General features: G+C 53.7%; 23 protein-coding genes and 1 riboswitch. Of the genes, 12 read left to right on the top strand and 11 right to left on the bottom strand.

From position 1 onward, the window contains the following. The first annotated feature begins 124 nt into the window (after positions 1–124). From BN1139_RS16550 to BN1139_RS16520, 7 genes are all read left to right on the top strand, one after another. Positions 125–1,102 (top strand): AAA family ATPase, encoded by a 978-nt coding sequence (locus tag BN1139_RS16550; RefSeq protein WP_013723784.1) that lies wholly within the window; start codon positions 125–127, stop codon positions 1,100–1,102. A gap of 8 nt (positions 1,103–1,110) precedes the next feature. Further along, complete coding sequence (locus tag BN1139_RS16545) at positions 1,111–2,094, top strand: DUF58 domain-containing protein (protein WP_005351668.1); 984 nt, start codon at positions 1,111–1,113, stop codon at positions 2,092–2,094. Beyond that, on the top strand, positions 2,094–2,615 hold the full coding sequence (locus BN1139_RS16540; protein WP_005351665.1) for a DUF4381 family protein: 522 nt from the start codon (positions 2,094–2,096) through the stop codon (positions 2,613–2,615). Before BN1139_RS16545 ends, BN1139_RS16540 begins: the two co-directional genes overlap by 1 nt. Next, positions 2,608–3,651, top strand: coding sequence for a vWA domain-containing protein (locus tag BN1139_RS16535; RefSeq protein ID WP_005351661.1), 1,044 nt, complete (start codon positions 2,608–2,610; stop codon positions 3,649–3,651). The genes BN1139_RS16540 and BN1139_RS16535 overlap by 8 nt, the downstream gene beginning before the upstream one ends. After that, positions 3,648–5,378 (top strand): VWA domain-containing protein, encoded by a 1,731-nt coding sequence (locus tag BN1139_RS16530; RefSeq protein ID WP_005351658.1) that lies wholly within the window; start codon positions 3,648–3,650, stop codon positions 5,376–5,378. The genes BN1139_RS16535 and BN1139_RS16530 overlap by 4 nt, the downstream gene beginning before the upstream one ends. Before the next feature lie 25 nt (positions 5,379–5,403). After that, positions 5,404–6,741: a BatD family protein gene (locus tag BN1139_RS16525; RefSeq protein ID WP_013723785.1), complete on the top strand. Its 1,338-nt coding sequence runs from the start codon at positions 5,404–5,406 to the stop codon at positions 6,739–6,741. 187 nt (positions 6,742–6,928) lie between these two features. Further along, entirely contained in the window at positions 6,929–7,864 is a 936-nt protein-coding gene (locus tag BN1139_RS16520) for a LysR family transcriptional regulator (RefSeq protein WP_005351653.1), read from the top strand. Here BN1139_RS16520 and BN1139_RS16515 read toward each other — a convergent pair. The 4 genes from BN1139_RS16515 to BN1139_RS16500 form a co-directional block, all read right to left on the bottom strand. Continuing rightward, a complete protein-coding gene (locus BN1139_RS16515) occupies positions 7,861–8,661 on the bottom strand; it encodes a formylglycine-generating enzyme family protein (protein ID WP_005351644.1) in 801 nt (266 codons plus the stop codon). The two genes, BN1139_RS16520 and BN1139_RS16515, sit on opposite strands and share 4 nt — an antisense overlap. 34 nt (positions 8,662–8,695) lie before the next feature. Then, positions 8,696–9,811 carry a tetratricopeptide repeat protein gene (locus tag BN1139_RS16510; protein WP_005351642.1) on the bottom strand — a complete coding sequence of 372 codons (1,116 nt, stop codon included), beginning with the start codon at positions 9,809–9,811 and terminating at the stop codon, positions 8,696–8,698. Positions 9,812–9,814: 3 nt separating this feature from the next. After that, positions 9,815–11,128: an anaerobic sulfatase maturase gene (locus tag BN1139_RS16505; RefSeq protein ID WP_005351641.1), complete on the bottom strand. Its 1,314-nt coding sequence runs from the start codon at positions 11,126–11,128 to the stop codon at positions 9,815–9,817. Positions 11,129–11,816: 688 nt separating this feature from the next. After that, on the bottom strand, positions 11,817–12,083 hold the full coding sequence (locus tag BN1139_RS16500) for a hypothetical protein (protein ID WP_005351640.1): 267 nt from the start codon (positions 12,081–12,083) through the stop codon (positions 11,817–11,819). Between the two features lie 699 nt (positions 12,084–12,782). On the opposite strand from BN1139_RS16500, the gene BN1139_RS16495 reads away from it, so the two are divergent. Continuing rightward, positions 12,783–13,625 (top strand): GGDEF domain-containing protein, encoded by an 843-nt coding sequence (locus BN1139_RS16495; protein WP_224970031.1) that lies wholly within the window; start codon positions 12,783–12,785, stop codon positions 13,623–13,625. 45 nt (positions 13,626–13,670) lie between these two features. Here BN1139_RS16495 and BN1139_RS16490 read toward each other — a convergent pair whose 3' ends face one another. The 6 genes from BN1139_RS16490 to BN1139_RS16465 form a co-directional block, all read right to left on the bottom strand. Then, positions 13,671–14,369, bottom strand: coding sequence for a TIGR02642 family protein (locus BN1139_RS16490; RefSeq protein WP_005351638.1), 699 nt, complete (start codon positions 14,367–14,369; stop codon positions 13,671–13,673). Then, a complete protein-coding gene (locus BN1139_RS16485) occupies positions 14,366–14,791 on the bottom strand; it encodes a hypothetical protein (protein WP_005351637.1) in 426 nt (141 codons plus the stop codon). Before BN1139_RS16485 ends, BN1139_RS16490 begins: the two co-directional genes overlap by 4 nt. Beyond that, positions 14,788–15,117, bottom strand: a complete 330-nt coding sequence (locus tag BN1139_RS16480) for a nuclease domain-containing protein (protein WP_005351636.1) — start codon at positions 15,115–15,117, stop codon at positions 14,788–14,790. The genes BN1139_RS16485 and BN1139_RS16480 overlap by 4 nt, the downstream gene beginning before the upstream one ends. Further along, positions 15,114–15,701: a DUF1367 family protein gene (locus tag BN1139_RS16475; RefSeq protein ID WP_005351635.1), complete on the bottom strand. Its 588-nt coding sequence runs from the start codon at positions 15,699–15,701 to the stop codon at positions 15,114–15,116. Before BN1139_RS16475 ends, BN1139_RS16480 begins: the two co-directional genes overlap by 4 nt. 314 nt (positions 15,702–16,015) lie before the next feature. Further along, a complete protein-coding gene (locus BN1139_RS21805; protein ID WP_041202697.1) occupies positions 16,016–16,426 on the bottom strand; it encodes a hypothetical protein in 411 nt (136 codons plus the stop codon). 222 nt (positions 16,427–16,648) lie between these two features. Next, entirely contained in the window at positions 16,649–18,289 is a 1,641-nt protein-coding gene (locus BN1139_RS16465; protein ID WP_005351630.1) for a methyl-accepting chemotaxis protein, read from the bottom strand. Between the two features lie 390 nt (positions 18,290–18,679). On the opposite strand from BN1139_RS16465, the gene BN1139_RS16460 reads away from it, so the two are divergent. After that, positions 18,680–19,306 carry a heme-binding beta-barrel domain-containing protein gene (locus BN1139_RS16460; RefSeq protein ID WP_005351629.1) on the top strand — a complete coding sequence of 209 codons (627 nt, stop codon included), beginning with the start codon at positions 18,680–18,682 and terminating at the stop codon, positions 19,304–19,306. A gap of 47 nt (positions 19,307–19,353) precedes the next feature. Here the strand turns inward: BN1139_RS16460 and BN1139_RS16455 are convergent, their stop codons facing one another. Further along, positions 19,354–19,809, bottom strand: a complete 456-nt coding sequence (locus BN1139_RS16455) for a DUF6979 family protein (RefSeq protein WP_041202696.1) — start codon at positions 19,807–19,809, stop codon at positions 19,354–19,356. A 723-nt stretch (positions 19,810–20,532) separates the two neighbouring features. Further along, positions 20,533–20,611, top strand: a riboswitch (cyclic di-GMP riboswitch). 206 nt (positions 20,612–20,817) lie between these two features. On the opposite strand from BN1139_RS16455, the gene BN1139_RS16450 reads away from it, so the two are divergent. From BN1139_RS16450 to BN1139_RS16440, 3 genes are read left to right on the top strand one after another with little or no spacing between them, the layout of a single operon-like run. After that, positions 20,818–22,161 carry a TackOD1 domain-containing metal-binding protein gene (locus BN1139_RS16450; protein WP_005351627.1) on the top strand — a complete coding sequence of 448 codons (1,344 nt, stop codon included), beginning with the start codon at positions 20,818–20,820 and terminating at the stop codon, positions 22,159–22,161. Further along, entirely contained in the window at positions 22,154–23,494 is a 1,341-nt protein-coding gene (locus tag BN1139_RS16445) for a glycosyltransferase family 2 protein (RefSeq protein WP_005351626.1), read from the top strand. Before BN1139_RS16450 ends, BN1139_RS16445 begins: the two co-directional genes overlap by 8 nt. Further along, positions 23,494–24,543 carry an HlyD family secretion protein gene (locus tag BN1139_RS16440; protein ID WP_005351625.1) on the top strand — a complete coding sequence of 350 codons (1,050 nt, stop codon included), beginning with the start codon at positions 23,494–23,496 and terminating at the stop codon, positions 24,541–24,543. Before BN1139_RS16445 ends, BN1139_RS16440 begins: the two co-directional genes overlap by 1 nt. Positions 24,544–24,850 lie beyond the last annotated feature (307 nt).

The following is a 24,850-nucleotide window of genomic DNA, read 5'->3' as shown; positions in this document are numbered from 1 at the left end:
ATCACTCTCTGGTGGGCGTTTTCAATTTCCAGCTGGCTCGCCCCGTGCCGGCTGGAAATTGAAAACCTGTTGGCCCCTCCGAGCGCAATCTCTGTCTCGTTAAATGTACCCTGTGGAAAACCCTATGAACTCCTTGCAACAACAGATCTCGCAACTTATCGAACAGGTTGGTCTCAGTGTGGTCGGCCAGTCCCATGTGATCCGCGCCCTGGTCATCGGCCTGCTGACCAATAGCCACGTGCTCCTTGAAGGTTTACCCGGCACCGCCAAGACCCGCTCGGTCAAGGCGCTGGCAGAAGCCCTCAATACCAGCTTCGGCCGCATTCAGTTCACCCCCGATCTGCTCCCCTCGGATGTAACCGGCACCGAGATGTATCAGGAGCGTGACGGAGCCCACCAGTTGCGTTTCCAGCCTGGCCCCATCTTCAACAGCATCGTACTGGCCGATGAAGTGAACCGCGCCCCCGCCAAGGTACAAGCGGCGCTGCTGGAGGCGATGGCAGAAGGCACCGTTACCGTCGGTGACAAGATCCATCGCTTGCCCGAGCTCTTTATGGTGCTGGCCACCCAGAACCCCATCGAGCAGGAGGGTACCTACCCGCTGCCAGAAGCCCAGATGGACCGTTTTGCCCTCAAGGTCTCGGTCGCCTACCCCGATGATGAGGCAGAGCTTGCCATCATTCGGTTGGTGCGGGCCGAAGAGCGCGGTACCCGCCAGCAGAACGAGGGGTTCGCCCCCCTCTCCCCTGAACTCATCTTGCAGGCCAGATCTGAGCTATCGGCCATGACGGTCTCACCGCTGGTGGAGCACTACATCATTGCGCTGGTCATGGCGACCCGACACCCCGATCGCTACCCGGCCACCGGGCTGCCACAGTGGATTGCGGTCGGCGCCAGTCCCCGCGCATCCATTGCTCTGGACAAGTGCGCACGCGCCTATGCCTGGCTGCAAGGGCGCAACCACGTGCTGCCCGACGATGTGCGCGCCATGGTGCCCAGCGTGCTTGGTCACCGCTTTACCCTCAGCTATGACGCGCTGGCAGATGGGGTGGATCACCAGCAGGTGGTGATGACTCTGCTCGATCACGTCGTCATCGGGTAAGCGATACCATGACACCTCGCTCCTTATCCCATGACAGGCTGACACAGTGCGGGCAACCGCCCAGTGGTGACCCCCGCATCCACTGTGACTACCTGACGCTGGTCCGGCTACAGGGGCTGGTCGGCCAGTTTTCACTGCTGCCCCGGCTAAACAGCGGCAATCTGCTGTGCGGCCGTCACCCGTCAAGCTTTCGCGGCCGTGGACTCAACTTTGAAGAGCTGCGCCACTATCAGCAAGGGGATGATATTCGCACCCTGGACTGGAAAGTGACCCTGCGCACCGGCCGCCCCCATGTGCGCAGTTACAGCGAAGAGAAAGATCGTCACGTGATCCTCTGTGTTGATCAGCGCAGTTGCATGTTCTTCTCCTCGGTGGAGATGATGAAGTCGGTAGTGGCCGCCGAAGTCGCCGCCCTGCTCGGCTGGCAAGTACTCAAAGAGAACGATCGGGTCGGGCTCGCCATTTTGCACTGCGATGGCGTGGCGTGGCTGCGCGGCCAGCGCTCCCGTGGCCACTGGTTGGCAGGACTGCGCCAGCTCTGTGCCGCCAATCATGCTCTCTCGGCCACCAGCCGCGACAGCGAGGCGACCGGTCTGGCCCCCCTGCTGGCGATGCTGGGCCGCCTCAAGTTGAAAAATACCACCCTGATCTTTCTCAGCGACTGGGCAGGCGTCACCGAGGCCGACCTGACCCGCCTCGGTTACTTGCAGCAGCACAACGATGTGCTGGCACTGCACATCGCCGATCCCCTCGAGTCGACCCTGTCGACCACAGCCGCAGACGCCAGCTGGGTAGTCGGCGATGGCCAGTACCAGCTCAATATTGCTCCCCACCTGATCCCTGTGCTGGATCAGGGGCTAGCCCGCCAGCAGCAGCTGAAAAAAGATCAACTGCTGCGACTGATGGCCCTCAAGGGATTGCCGCTTATCACCCTCGACACCGGTGGCCACCACCTCGCCCGCCTCATTACCGCATTGGGAGGAGATCACTGATGAACCACAAGCTGCCCGGCACCTATATGCTGCGCGAATTGCAGGACGTGACCGTACCACCCACCATCAGCTGGCAACCGCAAACCGCAGGCTGGCTGCTGCTGGCTCTGAGCCTGGGGGCGCTGGCGCTGCTCTGGCTCTATCACCGGGCACAGCGCTGGTGGCAACAGCGTTACCGCCGTGAAGCGCAGGCGGCCCTGAGCACGATCAACTGGTCTGATGCCGGGGCCAGTCTGGCGCTGTTTCACCTGATCAAGCAGGTGTTGACCCACCTAGATCCCCGGCACGGCAAGCTGTTTGGCATGGCGTTGCTGCAGACCCTCGACAATGCCATGGCTGATAGACAGCCCCGTTTCGCGACCGAACTGGGGGAGCGCTGGCTGGTATCGCTGGTCTGTGATCAGGTGGTGTTAAGCGTCAGTGATCAGCTCTGCCTCGTTTCCCTCTGCAACGACTGGCTTGCCCACCACCAGACTCCAATACAAACAGCCTCGTTGGCGACGGAGGCCCATCATGCTTGATGCCGGTCTCGAGTTTGCCCACCCCCACTGTTTCTGGCTGCTGCCCCTGCCGTGGCTGGTGTTTCGCCTTATTCCGGCCTATCGCACCCGGCAGAGTGCCATCAAGGTACCCTTCTTCGATCTGCTGATCGACCTGCTGGATGAGCCGCCGCGTGAGGGGGCAACCCAGCTGACTGCCAGCTGGTGGCAACGGATCGCCCTGATCACCGTTTGGCTACTGACGGTGGTGGCGCTGGCCAAGCCCACCATCTATGGCCCGCCTCAGGTACGCGAGCGGTTCGGGCGGGATGTGATGATAGTGCTGGATCTCTCCGGCTCCATGGCCGAGACCGACTTCTCCCCCGACCCCGGCAAGTCCCTCAGTCGGCTCGACGCCGCCAAAGAGGTGCTTAAACAATTTGCTGCAACGCGCGAAGGAGATCGGCTCGGGCTCATCCTGTTTGGGGATGCCGCCTTTCTCCAGGCGCCGTTTACCGCCGATCTCGAGACCTGGCAAACCCTGCTGCAGGAGACCGATGTCGCCATGGCGGGCCAGAGTACCCATCTGGGAGATGCCATCGGTCTGGCAATCAAAGTGTTCAACAACAGTGATCGCCACGGGCAACAAGACCAGAACAGCGCCAAGCGGGAGAAAGTCGCCATCATCCTTACCGATGGCAACGACACCGGCAGTTTTGTCAGCCCGCGGGATGCGGCCCGGGTAGCCGCGGTCAACGGCGTGCGGCTGCATACTATCGCCATGGGGGATCCGGCCACCGTCGGCGAACAGGCACTTGATCTCGATACCCTGCAACAGTTGGCGACCCTGACCGGCGGCCAGTTGTTTCAGGCTCTTGATGAGGCGCAGCTGACGCGCGCCTATCAGGTGATCGGTGAGCTGGAGCCACAGCGCTACGAAAGCACCCGCTTTCAGACTCGCGAAAGCCTGCACCATTACCTCATCGCCGTCAGCGTCGGCCTCTATCTCACTCTCTTTTCCCTGTTGACCCTCAGGCGCTACCGCCTGCGCACTGCTCTCTCAGGAGACACGCCATGATGGATCCTCTCTACTGGCAACAGCTCTGGCTGAATGCCCACTTTCTGCGCCCCTGGTGGCTGCTGGCCTTGCTCCCCCTTGTCGCCATCCTGCTGCTGCGCTGGCGCATGGATGAAGCAAACAGCTGGCAACAGCGGCTGCCGCCCCATCTGCGCGAGGCGTTGACGCTGGGGGACACCGGCTGGAAAAAGAACCTGCCCCTCAAGGTGCTGGGGCTGCTGATGGGGCTCGCCATACTGATCTGCGCAGGGCCGACCTGGAGCCGTGAACCCTCCCCCTTTGGCGAAGATCAGGGCGCCCTGCTGATCCTGCTCGATAACAGCGACTCCATGCTGGAAACGGATATCGCCCCCAACCGGTTGACGCGGGCCAAGCAGAAGATCAGCGATCTGCTGGCGACCCGCGATGGCGGGCGCAACGGGCTGGTGGTCTTTGCCGGCTCGGCCCACACCGCCATGCCGCTGACCCGTGACAATGCCGTCTATGACCCTATCCTCGCCGCCATCCGTCCCGAGATCATGCCTAAAGCGGGCAAGCGCACCGAACAGGTGCTCCCGCTGCTCACCGAGCTTCTGGCCGATGAGACCGGCAGCACCGTTTTGCTGGTGAGTGATGGCATCAGCCCCTCCGCCATCGCCCCCTTGGCTGACTATTTCCGTGGTCAATCCCGTCAGTTGCTGATCCTGGCCGCTGGCGACCCGGCCCTGAGTGGCAAACGCCCGCTGGAGCTTGCCTCACTACGGCGACTGGCCAGTGACAGCGATGGCACCCTGCTCACCATGACGGTGGATAATGGCGACGTAGAGCGCATCAACCGGGGGATTGAACGCAACTTTTTGATCCACAACGACTCCCTGATGCCCTGGCAAGACATGGGCTACTACCTGCTCTTTCCGGTCGTCGCCCTGCTGCTGCTCTGGTTTCGCAAAGGCTGGCTGGTGCAGTGGGGTCTGGTGGCAGCCATCGGTCTCTCCCTGTTACAGACGACGCCTGCGCAGGCCACCACCTTCTCGCTGGCGCCCGTAGAGCCGACAGAGCCTGCGATCAATCACTGGGCAAAGGAGCTGAAACAGCAGTGGTTAAACCTCTGGCTCACCCCGGATCAGCAGGGGCAGTGGTACTTCCAGCAAGGTGACTATCTGGAGGCGGCTAAACACTATGAAGATCCCTTCTACAAGGGGGTGGCCTACTACTATGGCGCCGAGTTTGCGCTGGCCCAGTCAGCATTCCTGCAAGCCGACTCCGAACAGGCTCTGCTCTATGCCGGCAATGCCCTCGCCAGACAGCGTGAGTATCTGGCCGCCCGCCGGCTGTTCCGGAAACTGGCTGACGAGGCCAGCGACCCGAGCGTGCGCCAATCAGCCGCCCATAACTATCAGGTGATGAGCGGGATTGTTGACGAGATCAACCGCGCCAGTCAGAGCCAGACCGGCACGCCGGATGGACCTGATCACTCCAGTGAACTGCCCGATGATGAGCCACGCAGTGCCAACGGGGCAGAAGAGACCGTGGCTTCATCCCTGATGGCGCGCGAAACCCTGACCGCAGATCAGATCCTGGCCAATCCGGCGCAGGCCGAAAAGTGGCTGCGCCGGGTGGAGTCTGATCCCGGTGACTTCCTGCAAGCCAAATTCCGCCTCCAGCTACAAGCGCAGCAAACGGGCGCAACCGCCCGTCCTCGTTCTGCCACCCACAAGGAGCCTACCCATGTGCAACCGGCACAATAAACTCCGCCACTGGCTGTGCAGATATGTGGCGACCGCTACCCTGCTCGGGGCCGTGCTGCTCACGGTCGAGGCACAGGCTGCCGAGGCCGCTGATGCGACTGACGCCACTCAGGTAACCCTCAAGAGCTGGTTGAAAGATCAGGGGGAGGAGAAGCGCCCCTATGCCGTCAACCAACAGATCACCCTCTATCTGGAGTTGGCCACCAACCGCTGGTTTACCGCGGGTACCCGCATCGGCCAGTTCGAGCTGCCGGGGGTCATGGTCAAGCAGCGCAGCGAGCTGGCGACCAACTTCACCCAGCGCCGCAATGGCGAGACCTGGTCGCACCAGCGCTGGGAGCTGACGCTCTATCCCCAGCAATCCGGCCAGTTCGAGATCCCCGCCATCACGGTGCGGGCCACCGTGGCGCGCCCTGAAGGGGGCTCCCGGCAGATCACCCTCACCACCCACCCTCAGCGCTTTGCCGCCGCTCTGCCCGACCCAGCCCTGACGGTCGGCGGGCGTTGGCTGAGCGCCAGTAATCTCACCCTGAGCCAGCGTTGGCAGCGCTCTGCGGATGACCGTGCTGACGGCGAGCTGCGGGTGGGGGATGCTATCACCCGCACCGTGACCGCCAGCGGGCAGGATACCCTCTCGGTGCTGATCCCGCCGCTGATCACTCCGCTTGCAAGCGATGGGCGGGTACAGGCCTATCCGGCGCAAGCCCGACTGAACGATACCCAGGATCGGGGGGAGTACCTCTCGACACGGGAAGATCAGACTACCTATATCGTGCAGCGCGGTGGTGAGTTGACCCTGCCCGCGCTGGAGCTTGCCTGGTGGAACAGCCAGACTGGCCAGCTGCAAACCCTGACCCTCCCTGGGCAGACCCTGCAAGTGCGCCACACTCCCGCCTCCTGGCTGGCGGCCTACTGGCATCGGCTGCTTGGAGTAGCCAGTGGTGTAGCCCTGCTGGTGCTGGCGCTCCTGGCTATGGCCCGTTACTACCGTCACCACCCTCGTCCGCTCGGCTGGCAATATGGGGCCGCCATCTGGAGCAGGCAGTGGGGGGCGGTGCGGGTACTGGCCTATCGCTATCTGCGGGCCAAGAGGGGTTGGCTGGAACTTAGCCGTGTCAGTTCCGATCCGGCTTGGGAGCAACAACAGGTTGTATTCCAGCAAGATCCCCTTGATCGGGCTGATGCGCTCAGGATGGGCTGGCACCTGCTGGTGCGCCTGCAAAGGCGACGGGGCGCCAGTCTTGGCAACATCCGTTCATGGTTGGGCCGCATCATCGGCTGGCAAGCGGCCCTGCCGGAACTGACCCCCCTGACTGGCAAACCGACCTCAGCGGGTCAATCATCCTGCAACGCAAACAGATAAATAAAGTGCGCCACGCAGCAACCAACCCCTGCACTGGTTGTCCCACTTTGCTCACTTCATTACACTGCCAAAGTGGGATACCAGCTGGCTGCCACGCCACCTGACTGGCGTGGCAGGTTCTCCCCTCCGGCTACCCGGCAGTGCCAAGGCAGTGTGATTTTTCCACGAACATGTAACGAGGCTTCTCTTGTTAGACATCCGAAGTACCGAGCTGAACCTGATCCCGATCTTTGTCGCCATCTATGAAGAGCGCAGCCTCTCCCGGGCGGCGACACGCATGGAGATCAGCCAACCCGCCGTCAGCAAGGCCCTCAAGCGACTGCGGGAGATCTACGGCGATCCTCTGTTTAATCGCAAGGTCGTGGGGATGGAGCCCACCTCGTTTGCCATCGACATCTATCCGGCGATGGCGGCCGCGCTGAAAAACTTCAGCTCGACCCTCTCGACCTCGCGCACTTTCAATCCACGTACTTCCCAGCGAGTCTTCTCCATCGCCTGTGTCAGACTGATCAGCGCCCAACTGGTCCCGGCGCTGCTGTGCAAGATCCGGGCACACGCCCCAGGTATTTCGCTTGAGGTGCATCCCCTCTTTACCGAGGATATGGAGAGTGACCTGCGGATGCAGCGTTATGATCTCATCATCGACATGACCCAGAGCGGGCGCAGCATGCTCAAGAGCGAGGTGCTCTATGGCGAGCAGGTGAAGGTGGTGTGTGCCAGCAACCACCCGCGACTGGGCAGCGACTTGACGGTGGAGGCCTATTTTACCGAGGAGCATGTGGCGTTGGCCCAGTGGCAGGTCAGAGGCAGCATGATCACCGCCGAGCACCTGCCGCAAATGGCCAACCGCAATATCGTGGTACGGGTGCCGACCGCCATGGAGATGCTGCCCATCATTGCATGCAGCGAGATCATCGGGGTTTTGCCCACCTCCATCATAAATACCTTTGCCGGCATGTATGATGTGCGGGTACTCCCCTTCCCCTTCGAGGAATCAGTATTCAGCCTGTCGGCCATCTGGCACCCCAGCCGGACCACCGAGGCTGGCCACCGTTGGCTGCGCCAGCAGTTGTTCGAAGTGGTCAGCGAGCTGGGGCTGACCACCTCCATCGTTCAGTCCTAACGGGCATCTCGCACCAGTCGCAATCCCATGTCAGCCATCATCACCGACTGGCTGGCAAAATCACGCCGGAAATTTTCAGACAATTCAGCCTCATAGGCGTAGCTGCCGCCTCGCACCGACTTATGGGCGAGGTGGCTCTTGCTCTGCTGGGCATTGTTCGGGTTCTCTTGAGGACTGTGGCGATAGAAGGTCTCTTCATAGGCATCAGCCACAAACTCCCCCACATTGCCGGTCATGTCGTATAGCCCCAGCTCGTTGGGCTTTTTCAGCCCCACCGGATAGGCGCGATTCTTGGCGTTGCCGCTGTACCAGGCCACTTCGTCAATCTGATCGGAGCCGCTGTAACGATAACCTTTACTCAGCTTGCCCCCCTTGGCTGCATACTCCCACTCAGCTTCGGTGGGCAGGCGGTAGTGAGCGCCGGTCAGCTCATTGAGCCTTGTCACAAACAGATTGGCCTGTTGCCAGCTGAGGTTGTTGACCGGTACATCCGGTGCCTGGAAATAGCTGATGGAGGGGCCCATCACCGCTTCGAAAAGAGCCTGGGTCACCTCGAATTTTGCCATGTAGAAGCTGTTGAGCGAGACCGTATGCTGCGGCCCTTCGCTCGCTTTGGCGGCAGGGTCGTTGGAGCCCATATCAAAACGGCCCTCTTCCACCAGCACCATGTCCGCCTCAACCTTCTGTCGCAGCGGATGGAGCGGTTGGTTGCCCTGTTTGACCGAGAGGGTGCAGCCGGCCACCAGCAGGGTGGTCGCCAGCAACGGAATTGCGCATTTGAACGGTATGATCGTCATAGCCTGACCTGTGCAGTAAGAGAAGTGGCAGCCATCACTGGCCAGCGGAAACCGGCGGCGTGCTCGTCTTGCTCGCGCGCTTGCTATTGAGCTCGGCCAGCACCTCGGGGGGCGCTATCTTGCCAAGTTCACTCATGCAGGCGTCGCTCTTGGGGTGATCGTGGCGAAGGTAGATATCACACACCGCATAGAGCTGCTCCGGCGCGCCGGAGATCCGGTAGGCAAGCTCGAACGAGCCGATGGCTTTCTCAAGATCCAGCGGCTCTTGCAGCACCCCGTTGAGATACCAGAAGTAGCTATTATTGCCAGCGAGCTCCGCAGCCCGTGCCATGGTGACTGCCGCTTCGTTCTTCTGATCGAGGCGCACCTGGGTCAGCGCCTTGGCGTAATGGAGGTTGGCATTCTGCGGCAGCGCAAGAATCCCCTTGTTGAGCAAGGCCAGCGCCTCGGCATCCCGTTGCTGAGCCCGCAAGTTGTCAGAGAGGCCAAGCCAGAGCTGGGGATTGTCAGGCTGATTGGCCAGCAGTTGTTCGTAGCTTGCCTGCGCCTTGTCCCACTGCCGGGTCCAGCGATAGAGATCTGCCTGCAACAGCTGCTGCGCAGGGTCCTGCTGCCGGGCGAGATACTCGCTCAACTCCGCCAGCGGCTGGCCAATGGCGCTCAGTTGCCCCTCATTCATGGCGCCATAATCGCGAGCCAGATTGAAGGTAGCGGCGCGGCGAACCTCGGCACTGCTGTCAGCCAGCAGCGGTGAGAGCAGTCGCCAGCGGTGCGCAAACTGATAGGGATCGGCGGCAATCACCGCCGCTTCGCGCACCAATGCGTGCTCATCACGCAGGCTTCTGGCCACCGCCACCAGACTGTTCTGGTTCGGATAAGCCGCCAGCTGGCGCAGGGCATCGGCCCGCTCCACCGCTGGCAGGGAGATATTCTGCGCACTGTAGGCCCACTGCTGGATCTGGGCGGCTGAGGGCGCACTGGCCGCCACGGATGCAGTGGGTGCCCCATTCGCTGATGTGGTGACTGGCGGCTCAGGGCTGGCTACCGCCAGTGTTGGGCCAGACAGGGTCATGCCAAGGGCCAGCCACAAGGCGCCCATGGTGCAGGAGCGGGTGTGACGGAACTCGTGGCGACTCAACATTCTCTGCATCGCTTATTTCCTCTGACCATGTGTCATGACGCCGTTATTCATCACCGAATCACGGTACTTGCCATGGGCCACCGGATAACCGGCACGGCGCAGGATATAGGCCATCGACTGATCGATATGGCTGAAAAACTTGTACCAACCGGCACAGAGGTAATTCAGACCTGCCTCCCCTTCGTGGGTGCGAATAAATCGGTTCTTCGGGCACTCCCCATAGCAGGCAAACTGGTAGTCACACTGCTGGCACTGGCGGGCCAGACTGCGCGATTTGGCAAAGCCGAAGGCTTGCTGGGCGGGCGAATACGCCAGTTCACTGAGCGGCTGATGGTGGATATTGCCGATCTTGTACTTGGGATAGACATAGTGGTCACAGGCAAACACATCGCCGTTGGGCTCCATCGCCAGCCCCTTGCCGCAGATCTCCCCCAAGGTACAGAGGGGGTTCTTGCGTCCCATCCAGGTCTCGACACTCGCCTCGAAATATTGCACGAAGACCCGTCCCAGATCCCGCTGCACCCACTCATCGAAAATGGTGATGAGAAAATCCCCCCACCCCTCGGCCGAGACGCACCAGGGCTCGACCACCGAATTTTTGTGCCAGGGATTGAGGCGCTTGTCCCCCTGCTTGAGTTGCTCCTGCGGTTGCCAGGTCTGGGGCGCGGTGGTGCGAAAACTCTTCTGCTCGACGATGGGGATAAACTGCATCTGGGGCGACTTCACCTCATCACGCAGGAAGCGATAAACCTCCAGCGCATTCTTGCTGGTGAGGTTGTTGACGCAGGTCAGGGTGGCAAACTTCACCTTGTATTTATGCAGCAACGCCACCGCCGCCATCACCTGATTGAAGGTACCGCGCCCGGCTCGGTTGACCCGATAGGCGTTGTGTAGCAACTCGGGGCCATCGATGCTCAGACCGATGAGAAAGTTGTTGGCGGCCAGAAATTCACACCACTCATCGTTGAGCAGGATGCCGTTGGTCTGCAGGTCGTTGGCAATCACCACCCCTTGCGGCTGGTATTTGCGCTGCAACTCGACCACTTTGCGAAAATAGTCGAGCCCGAGCAACGTCGGCTCTCCCCCCTGCCAGGAGAAGATGATCTCGGGGGTGTTCTGCCCCTCGATATATTGGCGGATATAGGTCTCAAGGGTCTGCTCGTCCATCTGGGGCGAACACCCCTTCTTGTATTCCAGCAGATCCTGCTTGCTGAGGTAGTAGCAGTAGGTGCAGTCGATGTTACACACGGCCCCGATAGGTTTGGCCATCACATGCATCCGCTTGGATGCCTTGCCGTTGAACTGTGGACCCTGAGTAATCACCATAACTGCACCACCTGCAAAATTGCTGTTTTGAGGCCTGCAGTCTAAAGGCTACCGCCGTCACACGCTGGTTATACTCCTTATAACCAGCGGATATGGGACCAGGCTAACATTTTGATGTCATAAAAAATCATCGCATCCTACGAGATAAATTGGTCGTATAGTCCCGCTGAGCAAGACAGAAGTGCACAAGATGTCGGGAACAACCGCCCAATAAACCGCCACCTGCGCGGCTCGCCCTTCGTTCTGCCTGCGCTATGGTTTACCATGCTGGCAATTGTGGTGCCTGGCACCGCCCACCCAGGCGCTAGCCGCCGTCATCGGATACCTCATCTCGAGCAACATGAGCAAAACAGCACACGCGGGCAACGAGCCAACATTCTACTTCCACGTTTTGCAATATGTCTTTTTTAATGAACTGATTTATAAAGGTTTATGGCTCTAACGCTGATGATAGTGGTACACAATTGGGACGTGGTGAAATTTGAGGGGCATTGCTACAGATAGTAACACTCTTCGACTGAGCAACTGAACCGACAGGATTTCATCCGTTTTTGCCGTAATAGAGCCAGGCCAGACCCGTCCAGCCGTTTCATATTTGAAACACCACATGCAGAAGTTCGTGGACATAAACTGCAGAAGTTCATTTTATTTTTATATTTTAATCACTTACTGAGGCATTCAAACAATCTCACTCGAGCTTGAAAGGCTCACCCATGTAGAAAGCCCCCACCAGCAGACCATAAACAAGCCGCACTCGCTCATCCCGCCCCAGCAGTAAGCCGAGCAATACCTCGCCGCTGGCCGAATCGTCCCCATGCCAGAAGCACCAGAGAGCGGCTTCTACCACATCCAGCCAGCTGGCATGGCCCAGCTGATTGCGAGACTTGCGCCGCCAGCTACCACGCACCACCGAACCAGTATTCGGGGATCTGGCCGCCAGCGCCCGCTGCTTCATCACGCTTGGTGTGAGTGCATCCAGCTTGGCCTGACTGTACAGATCTAGTTATCACCTGACACAACAACAAGCGGCACAATCTTGGTCCCCCTATAGTGACGCCACCTATCTCCCCCTCCCCTCCAGAAACGACAAAGCCCGCACCAGGCGAGCCAGAAATGAAAAAGACCAAGGTCACGGTGACTCTGGTCATCTTTAAGCAATACTAACGCTGGGACGGCGGGGTGAATTCAACCAGAAGCATTAATCACAACATGGTCATGTTTGCCGCTATCTTGCTCATCTATGCATTCAATGTATCTCTGCAACATATTTTTTCAAAAAAATTAAGGAACGGTCGTCATCAATGACAGTACCTCGCAAACATGACTGAGCGCGAATAGCACGAAAACGTTAAAATAATAGTAAGCTGTTTAAAAACAATGGACTATATGAATGATAATTTCCGTTCTTCTCTGATGTAGCCAACTTGGCGATAAGCTATGCCTGATATCAATCATATCAGCTGCGCTAGATCTCAGCCTTAGAACCGTGCATATTACCCCACTTAATCTGCTGACATAGATAGCCTTAATTATCCCTGTTCATGTTGCTGTATGTGAAGGCTCCTCCTAAGGCACTAAACAGATTAGCGATGTGTGATTGTTGCAAACAACTACACTTGATGTTACGGGAATGGTTATTAATAATGGTGTCTTTATGAGCAAAACAGCAATAAATTTTTCTGATATTTTTATTAAATATTTTCCTGGGTTTCTATCAGTAAGGGACAGCAAACACCGGATTGTCTATATAAATGAACCATTTAGAGAATGGGTTGCAAGTCTCACAGATATGAACATTATCGGTTTAACGAATGATGATATCTGTGACTTAGTCGATGGCAATGTCGCAAATGTATTTGCCCAATGCCATGACTTGACTCTAACATATATGGATAACAATGAAGAATCCAATAAGATTATGTCGTTTAAATTTGACGATAACGTGCATTATTTTGATGTCACAAAATTTAAGAGTGTAGTGGAAGATGAGGTATATATATTCACCTTAGCAACAGATATAACTGACTCATACAATGAAAAAATGTTGTACCAAAAACAAGCTAAAACGGACCCACTGACTGGAATTTATAATCGAAGTGTTCTAGAAGACCTACAATTAAAATCAGATAACCTACTGATTTATATGGACCTTGATAATTTTAAATACATCAACGATTCATTTGGTCACTTAGCAGGTGATAAGGTTTTGTGTGATGTAGCCAATATTTTGAAGAAAACCTTCCGGCATGATGACTACATTGTGAGAATGGGGGGTGATGAGTACCTTATCATCATCGACTGTACTGAAGATGTAGATGTGAAAGAGGCATTACAAGAAATCGAAATACGATTCAAAACTAAATTCCAAAAGAATTACCCTCAGCTTTCATTTTCATTTGGTTACAACCGCTTTGAGTCAAACATAGATACGACCTTAGATATCATTGACAGGAAAATGTACAAAAATAAAGCAACCAAAAAAGCAACGCCTACATGAGTTAAGCGCAGTGACTCCATGGGAGCTGACACGATAGGAAGAACCTCACTCCATGACCATTTCCCGAACCTGCCGCTCCATAGCCTTAGTGAGATCTGACGCTTGGTAGATCACCTCATCCACCATGCTCTCTACAGATAGTTGTACTTCCCCTCCGAATCGACGGGAGACCAGAGCAATGTCAGGGGCCACACGCCCGGTATCATGACACTTGGGACACTCGCCACCGATTCGTAGCCGCCTGCCGGTTCCAGTGCAATGTGGACAACGCCCGGATATCAGCATCTCATCAACACAGCGACCATGCGCGGTATTTAGGATGGCATTACGCTCATCTAGCAGGCGCAGATATTCATGATCATTACCGTGACGGTGAGCCCGCTTGGCCTTCTCCATTACCACTGCAGCACGGCGGCGCTCTTTGTCATAGTAGGGATGAGATAGAACGAGCCTCTCCAATTGCTCTGGCAGTGGACGTCGTAGCAGGATAGCCAATGCCATACGCCCTACATCCGCATTACACAGGCCATCGTTGAAGTGAGCCTGCAGCGCCTCTATAGCTTGTTTGTCGATCAGGTGATCAGCCATCAGATACTGCAACCCCTGGGGATTATCCTTGGAGGCTATCTGTAGCGCACCAATCAACTCGTCACGCCCCAGAGCGCTGAAATTACGGGAGGTCGGTTCATGGAGAGCTCCTTTTGGTGAAAACAGGCGCAGTGCCATTTCCAATGCTTTGCTCATGGGGTGGTCCTCAAGTGATTGGTATTCCGGTCAAATGCTTTCAGCAACCAGGCGCGCAGCTGGCCAGTCTTGATATGCTCAGGAGTAACTTCGATGACGGACCATCCAAGCAATGTGGCCTCATTCATCTTCATTCTGTCCTCAACGAACCCTTTGCCCCGGGTGTGCCGCCCCCCAGAGTGGATCCCGCCGTGGATCTCAAGGGCGATCATGTTGAGTGGCCAGGCATAGTCAAACCTCCATTTTCGAACTGGGTGGAATAGCAGCTCGGTCTTTGGCTCCGGAAAACCAACTAGCTCGGCCATCACATTGCCATGCAAGCTGTCTACCTGTTGAACTGTCTTCAGTTGCTCAACTTCCCGCTTAGCTTTGGGGTAATTAGCAAGCAGACGACTAGCTTCAAGGGCTGATAGGTGGATCATGTTGCCCCTTTCACACTAATAAGCCCGCGCACTACCCACTGATGCAGTTGGCGGATCAGGGCGAAGTAGAGGACTTCCTCCTTCTCTCCCGGTAGCCAGCCATAGTTGAATCGTCCATCGATGGCATCGTGGCACGCTGCACAAGCCTCGACTGCAATCAGATCATCACCCTTCAGGGCCATCCCATGAGGCATACTCGGCAGATGAGCCAACACCGTCGTCTCGGTACCGCCTTGGCACACACCAAGCAACTGCAACTTGCACAACTGCCCTCTGGCGCTATTCCGCAGTGCTTTCGAGCGAATAGGGCTAGTATCAAACCTCATCCAGAAAATCCCATCAGCTGAGCAATGGTATTCTCAGCCTCAGAGCCAAACTGCTGATTCAACACATAGCGCCAACACACACCGAATACAGCTCGATATAGATCTGAAAATTCGGCCTGTTCCATCTTGTTAAACCGAATGCTTTTTGGTTCTTTGCGCATCCCACCATCCGGCAGTATAACGATAGTGAAATATCCAGCCTCGACAGTCAGCCACTTGCGCATTACCTCGAATGACTTTTCAGCTTGAGGTCCATGACGCTCGACCCTGTTAATGGCTAACAGCTCGATGAACTCATCCTTCGCTTGGTTAAGTGCCTGAGATGAGCCAAAATGTGAGAGGTAACGAACAAAGCGATTCAAGATCCCCTGCTCTGCTGGTGACACCATTCCGCCTGCAGGTTCCCAGTAATCGAAAGTCAGATTGAGTAATGCGAAGAAGCGGCGATGAAAAGCAGGATTACGGCGCCCGCTTCCTTTGGCTTGAATAAATGAGCCAATGGGTAATGATCGGATCGCTTCAGCATCAGCTGGGGTGGAAGGAACCAGCACGCCGCCAGACATTTTCAGCAGAGTCAGCTCCATATAGTGCTAATAAAGACTGGTCTGGTTTGAAGAATTTTAATATTCTTGGTCACGCTTGGCCCTTTTTAGGTTAATAGCCGGATGGTCTAGTGTCGGCATAACCATGGTAAGGCCAAAGTTTGATCAATGTCACGCACCAGTAATAGTGATATTATTGTGTTAGCGAGATATAGAAAACAATCGAGTCTAATCGAATTGATTTTAACAGAAAATAATTCATATCGGTTTTCAATCAAGCCCCAAGCATAATGCTCGGGGCTTTCTCTCAACATCGTAAGCTCGCTACAGAATGGCCCACATTAACCTTATAAAGCTTAGCCACTAATTTTTACATAAAGCTTGAAATCATGCTTGGCTTTACTGCTTTTGTCTGCCCCCATCTGATAAACTCGAATGGTATAAGTCCCTTTCATCGGCAGCTCACCTTCAAAGCGGTCACCTTTCATAGCACCAGAGAACATGGCATCAGCAGTACTACCAGGAGGAAGGATATTAAAATATGTGTTGTACTTGGTGTCCAATGTCACAAGCATCTTCTGGCCCTTGTTGGCCGTTAACTTATAATCCAAGTTCTGATCACCTTTGATCGAACTGTTAATTGTTGTCTCCGACATCCCTTTTTTAAACTGAACCTGCTGAGCCTTGCTATCATTTGCAGCAAATGCAGGCCAACTACTACCAAACAATCCAATCGAGCAGGCCAATACTAGCATCGTTTTTTTCACGTTATAACCTTCTTGTTGGGTGAGCCTCGCCAAATTTTACTGATTCAGAGATGAAGGTCTATCTGAAATTTACGTATAAGCTCTAATAACAAAAACAGTAATATCTATTGCTATATCTGTGGTTTCTTAAAACCGTCAAATATTGAATAAGCGCCAGCACTTGTCTAATAAAAAACACCGGCTATCAGCCGGTGTTCAACAAAGACATATCCTTTCCCAAGCTTAAATGCGGAATTTCCTGACTACATCTTGTAACTGAGTAGCTAAGTGGTTCAAGTCATGGCATGCCTGGGACATCTGCTTAGCGCCTGCTGCGACTTCTTCCGAAGCATTGCTGATGTTGACCACGTTGCGATTCAGTTCTTCACTCACAGCCCCCTGCTCTTCTGTAGCAGTGGCAATCTGGATATTCATATGCGAAATACTGCTGACAGCACTGCTGATCTCCGAGATTGACGCCCCTGCTTCCCGGGCGATGGTAACCGTTTCAACCATCATGGTCTGACTTTGCTGCATCGTGGCTCCCGCTTCATTCGCTCGTTCCTGCAGTTCGGAGATGATACCGTTTATCTGGGAGGTGGAGTCTTGGGTTCGTTTAGCCAGCGTTCTGACCTCATCGGCCACGACTGCAAATCCACGCCCTTGTTCGCCAGCTCGAGCTGCTTCAATCGCTGCGTTCAGCGCCAGCAGATTGGTCTGCTCCGCAATGCTTTGAATTACCTCCAGCACCATGCCGATATTGCGGCTATCATCGCCCAGCTGGCGGATCACCACTGCAGTATGCTCTATCGATTCACCCACCTTCTCGATACGCACGATAGAGTTGTTCACTGTGTTACTACCCTGAAGGGCTGTTGTACTTGCCTGGGTTGCAGCACTGGCAGCATCGTTAGTATTGCGGGCTACCTCCTGCACAGTGGCCTGCATCTCATTCATAGCTGTGGCCAGTTGGTTCAGCTCATGCTTTTGACCATCCATATTATGGGCAGACTGCAAGGCAACGGCACTGATCTCTTCGGTTGCAGAACCGAGCTGAACCACAGAGCTTAAAACCTCATTTACGAGCATCCGCAAGTTGTCCTGCATCTCGTTCAAGCCCTTGGCCAGCATGCCGAGTTCATCATGGGAAAAGACTTTCATATCGAGCTTGCTGGTGAGGTTACCAGCAGATACCTGATGAATTTGCTCTAACAAAACCATGATCGGATTGCGGATCTGACGGATAAGTAGTAGAGCCGCCAGGATCACAAAAACCACCGTACCTGCACCCATTGAAATGCTGAGTGTCTTGGCGTTGTCATAAACTACCTTGTCATGAGCGGCCATCTCATGAGCAATCCGATCATTTTCTGCACGCAGACTCAAGGCATCCTGCCCAGCCTTTTCCAAGGCTTGCTTAGACTCGTTATTGATAAGGGACTTTGTTTTGGTCACGTCACCTTGCTCAACGGCCGTCAACAGAATGGAATGGGCAGAAAAATAATCCGATGCGGCTGCGACAAGGTTCTCGAAGTATTGTTTGTCCCTCTCTGAGACAAAATCCATCTTGGAATATTGTTGTTGCGCAGCCTCAAAGTCACGTTTACTGCTCTCAAAACGTTGTTTGTTGGTACTAATCGCACTCTGATCACTGTCTTGAATACCAATCAGCATGCTCAACTCAGCCCGGCGAGCATCAAGCAAGGCCGTATGCATTTGGCTTGAAGCTCGTATTGACGGAATGACATTGTTAGTGATCTCGGTTGTATCACGGTAAATGTTCGATAGTTGGGTAACAGAAAACCAGGCAAATCCCAGCATCAGCACCACAAGGGCCGAAAAAACAGTTATCAGTTTATTACCTATTGTCATTGATTTAAGCATCTGGTTATCCTTATTAACTTTTATGTCAACGCCTTATGTTCCACATTTAATATCGGCATCAAAAGTCAGCACCTTAACAAAAAACGACGACCCTAAACTAATAACATTTCAAACAATACATAGCCCTCTCCTACCTAGCAATAAAATCACCTAACCGTAAGTATAGAATATCGTAACTAAAAATTGATCTAGATTGGCATTGAGATTTTTCCGCTATAACCATGAACATGTGTTAAATCAAATCTGGTTTTTATTACGAGTAAAAAACGAATCCGGCCTCACAAAAATCACATCACACAATTAAATATAATTGACCATCATCTACCGCTCTTTTTAAAATCCCCTGGCTTGCAGAAAATAATAAAAAGCTGAACCATACAGGAGTCTTTTATGAATAAGCTTGTAATACCCGCCATTTTACTTGCCAGCTCTACGCTGGCGCACGCAGATTCAGACACAACAATAAATGGCTTGGATTTTGGTCCCCTGGCACAGCTAGTGGGAACATGGAAAAGCACGGACAGTGGTGGTGTAGACGTAGCTCCAGGGCAAGAAGGGAGCAAGGTTGGTAAGGGTGGACCAGCGGTCGAACCGTACTATGAGACCTTTACCTTCGAGCCCGCTGCGGATGCAAAAAACGCCAGTGACCAATATTTAGTTGCGATGTATTACAAGCAAGAAGTATTCAGAAAAAGTGACAACGGTAAGTTTCATGACCAGCGTGGTTATCTGATTTACGATAAAAAAAATCAGATGATCTACAACTCATACTGCATACCTCGTGCTGTTTGTGTTGTCGTCGAAGGTAAAGCAGGCAATAAGGTTGATTTTAAAACAGGGAAGCGTGGAATTGCTGAAAGTAGTTATATGTCAGCAAATGATTCAACGACTGACTTTATGATGTCGCTTGATTTCTCTGTTAAAGATCAGCTCAAGTATAATCAGACGACAAGTCTGCAAGTGTACGGTAAACCATTTGCACATTCTGATAGTGGTACATTAATTAAAATCAAATAATGTGAAGAGCCAAGGTGATTTTACCTTGGCTTTTTTAACTGCAAAATTCATATAAATTCCGTACACAGTTCCAGTTCATCACTAGACCAATTGGTATTCAACACATTTGCATACCATAGCGTCAAAACCACATCCATCTGATTGTTATGCTTCAATGAAGCTGCGGCATCACATGCTGCAATAACTTCTTGCCATAAGTCATCAGGGTTAATCGGTGTGGATTTATCTTTAGAGGAAAGGATGTCGATTGCTGTCGTGACATATTTCTTAGTTTTGATGGCTGTATCATAGTGGATTGGCATAATGCAACTGATGCTACCCAAGCTGCAGAGGGTCAGGAATGTTACCTTCGGGTTGTTTTTATACTGTTTTTTTTCGCCCAAGTCCTCTCCGAACGCTTCGAATATTGCCATATCCCAAGCAGTGATATGATCATAGTTGTTCTGCACCATTAAATGTACGGCCCTAAGTGCTGCCCCACCGTATTGTCCATAGATAATCATAGGCACCCCCAAATTTTCCACATCATATACCACAATTAGCAGGATGAGTTTTTTAATTATCTATTGCTGTTATCGATGAAATCTATTACTGACAACTTAAATTATAATAAAAATAGAACTTGACTTAGATCAAATATATTGTGCTATTAGGCTGTATTAATTGATGTTAATGTCAGAATAAACATATTGGAATATGAAACTGAAAGATGAATCACGCAATTCTTTCTCAACGAGCCCGAGCACCTAGGGCTACCTCCCTACATACTCAGGGGCTAGACTGCCCCCCCCGACCTCAATTACTGCTGTTAAGCATTCCAACTCATCATGAGCCTGCCTAGTTTCAGATATTTCTTGAGTTACCACTAAGTAAGAATTCTCCGGATACGCAACCCCCTCCCTTTCCTTAAGCTCCCTCTGCCTCTGCTACCACTAATCCAGCCCGAGCCACAAACAGTGTCAGAATTGTTATCAAATGACGCCATCTGTCGTAGTCAGCAAGCCTCGCAACTCTGTGTGTCTACACCGGCAACAAGGGAAGGCGGGGCACAATAGAGTCCCCCTAGTTTATTAAACCTCGGATGTAGGCCAAGCAATTCGTAGTGCTGTTTATTGCCTCAATAGTTGTAGGAAAAACAAGGTCTCGAATGGCAGGCTACCGAACATGATTAATTGATAACAATTCCTATTTCCAAGCATTGACTAAGTTTTGCACAAGGTTGTATTTATCCACCTCGCCACTCCCGATGTGAGTCGGGTTCGGAAAGCTACAGATCTCTACACCTGAGACGGCTGAGCTGCAGATTGAGTATGGCATCAGTTATCAGTTCTCAACCCTCTGTGTACTTTCGCCATATCCAGGACGTTGATCGATTTAACGGCAGTGCCATTGGTATCGCTCCAGGTTGGGAAGCTCGCAGTCTCTCTCCCCACAGTTGTTGACACCAGTACACTAACCCTCTTACAGGGTGGCACTCTATATTTCAGTCTGTGGAAAGAGGTTATTTCCTCATGATGAGTACAAATGAACAACCCATCCAGATCGCTCTACTAGGGGCATCGATGGATCGTGTTACCCAGCATATAACCGATTGGTCTCTATGGGACCCAGCACAGCAAGCAGTGCTGCTACTCAATTTACCAGCAGATGAGCAAGACCAGGTCTTGCTGGCGGTTCGCCGTGATCCCGACCGTTATTTGCATCCCGTTTTCTGCCTAGAAGCCAGCCCGCTCTCGCCCATATTGGCAGATGGTCTGCTTGGCCAACTGGATGAGCGGGTACCTCATATACTTGAACGTCTGTCCCTACTGACACTGCGTGAACACCCAGATGAGATGGATAAATTAGCCTGGTACAGCTGGCCGCGCGCTCACTTCCGCTTGTTACCACACTGGCAGGTAGGTTGCCGTCAAGGCTACAGTTATCCTCTGCTCGATTGTCTATTAGGCAGCGAGTCCATAGGCTCTTTGCCACAACTGGTGTCTGAACGTCTGTTGCAGAGCGAACAACTGGTGGATCGCGTGCGCCTGTGCAACCGCTGTCGCTCAGCTCACCTGAACTTTGTCGATGTTTGTCCGGAATGCTCCCATATTGCCCTTGAGGCTAAACCGGCTGTTCACTGCTTCACCTGTGGCCACGTTGATGACCAAGATTCCTTCATGCAACAGAGCACGTTGCGTTGTCCCAAATGTGTCACCACCTTGCGTCACATAGGGGTGGACTATGATCGCCCACTGGAGAAGTATCGTTGTCTCTCGTGTAACGCTCGTTTCATCGAAGCTACCGTATTGGCGCGCTGTTATGAGTGCGGTCAGTCAAGCAAACCGGATGATCTTGTGGTGACGCCCATCCATGAATATCGCATTGGCAAACTGGCGCATCATATTGCCCGGGAAGGCAGCCAGCGGTTGCATCTCCCCCTAGCTTGGGGAGCTCCTATGGCTATAGAACACTTCCCTTGGTTGCTGCAGTGGAGCAACCGCCTGCTACAGCGTCACGGCGGCAGCCATACGCTGCTCGCTATACAGGTTGAGCATCTGGCCGAGTTTCGAGCAGAACTGGGGTTGCTAAAAGCTTTCCAGAGGCTGGCAGCTCTGCTTACTCGCCTACAAGCACAATTTCGGGATACAGACGTAGTTTGCCAGTACGCAGATGACTTGCTGCTGCTCCTGCTCCCATACACGGATGCAGATGACAGAGAGATATTGCAGAGCCGGATCCTGGCGATGAACAATATTGAGGGACTGGACACACTGACACTCAATGTGAAGATGCAACCCCTACCTGTCAGCCTGGGTGAAGACGCCAACCTATGGCTGAGTCACTGGCTGGATGGGAGCATCCAGCATGCATGATTGGCTGAGAACCGTTTATTACATCCTGATAGATATACTGGGCAGTCTGTCGGTTTCACCTCGGATGATTCTGCTGCTGTTGCCCATGCTGCTGTTGGTTGAAGTTCCACTAATGGCGCTGACGCTGACCGGAATCCTCAAGTGGTATGCCCGTCAGGAGCCCAGAGTGTCCGACCTACCGCTGTCACGACGCTGCCCCAGCGTCTCTTGTATCATCACCAGTTATGGAGAGGGGAATGCGATCCGCTCCACTATATTGACCCTCAAGGAACAGCTATATCGCGGTCATATGGAGATCATCGCGGTCATTGATGGCGCCAATGCCAACGCTCATACCTACCAAGCGGCCTTGGACTGTGTCCGCGAGTTTCAGGGATGCGAGAACCGAACCCTGGTGCTGTTGCCTAAGTGGCAACGTGGCGGACGGGTATCGACCCTGAACGCAGGCCTATCGGCGGCAACCGGTGAAATAGTGATGAATGCCGATGGGGATACATCCTTTGACAACAATATGATCGATGAGATTGTCGCCTGTTTTGATGATCCCAATATTCCAGCCGTCGGCGGAGCATTGCGAGTGCGCAACCTGCAGGCTGGGCTGCTGACCCGGATGCAGGGGATTGAATACATGATCTCCATGCAGGGCGGCAAAACCGGCTTAAGCGAGTGGAATCTTATCAACAATATTTCGGGGGCATTCGGGGCATTTCGTCGTGATTTCCTTCGCCAGATTGGGGGATGGGATACACACACAGCAGAAGACTTGGATCTGACATTACGGATCAAACACTACCTCAAGCGTCACCCCAGTCTGAAGATAGGGTTTGCCCCTAAAGCCATAGGCCATACTGATGCCCCTTCGGATCTAGTCACTCTAGCCAAACAGCGTCTGCGCTGGGATGGTGACCTGCTTTTCCTCTATCTGCGCAAGCACAAGCTGTCACTTACACCTCGCATATTAGGATGGAAAACCTTCCTGTTCACTCTGGTCTATGGGGTGGCGCAAAACGTGGTGCTGCCACTGCTAGTCATGGGATACACGTGGTGGCTGATCTTCAGTTATCCGAGTCAGTTTGTGATGGCCTTAATGCTCTGTCTCTATCTGGTTTACCTATTTCTCACTTTGATCAATTTTCTGGTGTTCCTGCTCGCAATATCAGAACGGCCCAGAGCCGATCTGAGACTGTTGCCTTGGTTGTGCCTCTATCCGGTTTATACCCTACTGATGCGTCTGTGGTGTGCCGTAGCACTTTTGAATGAAATATTCCGGCGCGGCCATGAAGAGAGCAGCATGGCGCCATGGTGGGTTCTGAAACGAGGAAACAAATTCTGATGAAAGTCACATTCACCCCCCCTAAAAAACAGGATGCCACCTCGGAACAGGGGATCCGAGTATTGTATGCCCCCGCGAAACGGATGGCATTCAAGGTGCGATGGTATCTGATCCTGATACTGGCCTTCAGTCCTGTCATCATACTGCTCTGGTATCTGGGACGAGAGTGGTGGCTAACTCAAGCACCAGCCATTATCACGACAGAGCCCCAGTTGGTGGTGGCCAATGGCGATGGCTTTATCCGCAATATCTACATGACACCGGGACAACCCGTCTCACAGGGGGATGTCTTGATGCAGTTTGAATCCCCTACACTCAATGTAAATATTGAGGCGCGCAAAGCCCGTTTGAAGGCGATTGTACTTAACAAGCAGCTCGACGAGCTTGAGATACTGCGCATCCTTGATGGACAAATCAGCATTGCTGAACGAGGCTCCCGTGAGCAGGAAGCTATCTACAAAGAATATGCAAACTACCGGCAGCAGAAACTGGTATCCAGCGCTGAATACGCCAGCGTTCTTCTGAGCTGGACACAGTCACTTATCGCGCTGCAAAAAGCCAAGGTAGACAAAACGCAACACATCTTACAAGTCAAAGAAGATCACCTGACAGGACCACTGGCCAGTGCTCGCCACTCTCTAGAACAGGAGTTGACGGAGATGGAAACCATGGCTATGCAGCAACAACCAGTAGCGCCTACCAGGGGCAAGGTCTCCGATGTGCTAGTACAAGCAGGGGACTGGGTCTTCTCGGGGGCTCCACTTGCGCTGATCTCCAAACGTGAGGATCCTCTAGTCCTTGCCTATGTGCAGCCCAAGTATTTGTCATCCATGGAGACGGGTCACAGGGCCATCGTCAAGTTACCCAGTGGTGAGCGTCTGGCAGCCAGAGTAGCTAGACCGGTCGAGCTAGCCGACAAATTGCCAGCACAATTGGCCGCTCCGTTTGAAGGGGAGAAAGCAACGCTCAAAGTAGCACTATCATTGGATGATAAGTTACCGCTCAGTCTTCAAGTTGAGGGGCTACCAGTCACAGTGCTATTTGATTGAGTCAAGGATTCAGCTCTAGGACGCAAGGGCCAGCCATATAGAAAGGTGGCTTCGTCTATGATTTTGACGAGTTTACACGTTGCTGCGATTACCTAGGAGGTTAATCAATAGCAGGAGCTCATGTACAGGATCTTTAGCGGCAACCAATTGAAATAGATATAAAAAGGCTTCGTTTGTGATCTGATTTTATCGCCAAACGGCGTTGTTTCCCAAATCAACCATCAAGCCACACCTGCCCCAGCCCCAAGTGACCGCTACACTCGGGGCTTTCTGAGAGGCAGGCCAAAGGTATTCATAGATGGTCGCC

This window comes from Aeromonas veronii bv. veronii (genome assembly GCF_000820225.1).
Lineage (GTDB): Bacteria > Pseudomonadota > Gammaproteobacteria > Enterobacterales > Aeromonadaceae > Aeromonas > Aeromonas veronii.
This window is presented reverse-complemented; position numbering and strand designations above follow the sequence as displayed.